This is a genomic window from Micromonospora sp. CV4, from assembly GCF_003667455.1.
In the GTDB taxonomy this organism is placed as follows: domain Bacteria; phylum Actinomycetota; class Actinomycetes; order Mycobacteriales; family Micromonosporaceae; genus Micromonospora.
In genome coordinates this window covers 1-528 of sequence record NZ_RCVI01000390.1, presented here as the reverse complement: position 1 = coordinate 528, position 528 = coordinate 1, and the positions used below count along the sequence as shown (strand labels likewise).

Genomic DNA, 528 nt, shown 5'->3' with positions numbered 1-528 from the left:
CAGGTAGAGCGCGGCGCCGCAGGCGCCGGTGCCGGGGTGCGCGGGGGCGGGCCGGGTCAGGTCGTGCAGCGCCAGGCCGTGCGCGGCGAGGAACTCCTCGGCGAGGGCGGAGGGATCGCCGCCGTCGGCGCGGCGCCACTGCAGGCGGGCGCGCTCGACGAGACCGCCCCGGCACGCGGCCGGTGCCGCGGGCGCATCTACCAGCACCTGTGGGAGCGTTTCCACGCCGTACGGTCCAACCTTCCTCATCCGTTCAGTGGATTTCCGGTACACCGGGCGGCTACCTGCTCGATGCCGGCCACTTTCGCTTGGTACTGTGCGTCACTGGTCATGTGAACCATGACACAGTGCCCCCACAGTCCGGAGAGCCCGATGTGCCAGCACCAACCGACCTGCCCCTCCGCTGAAGCGACCGACCGGGAAGCCGCCCGGGTCCTCGCCTGCTTCCGTGAGCAGGGCTGGAGCCTGCTCTGCAACGGTGTCATCGTCTTCGAGGACACCGGTGAGCTGCTCCCCGACGGCAGCAGC

At 71.2% G+C, this 528-nt stretch carries 1 protein-coding gene and 1 pseudogene; one reads left to right on the top strand and one right to left on the bottom strand.

Annotation, left to right across the window (positions count from 1 at the left end):
* Positions 1 to 249, bottom strand: a pseudogene (locus tag EAD98_RS27075) (anthranilate synthase component I family protein); the annotation flags it as partial.
* A 123-nt stretch (positions 250 to 372) separates the two neighbouring features.
* Here EAD98_RS27075 and EAD98_RS31355 point away from each other — a divergent pair.
* Positions 373 to 528: DUF5999 family protein (locus tag EAD98_RS31355; protein WP_199723573.1), on the top strand; the 156-nt coding region annotated here is incomplete at its 3' end.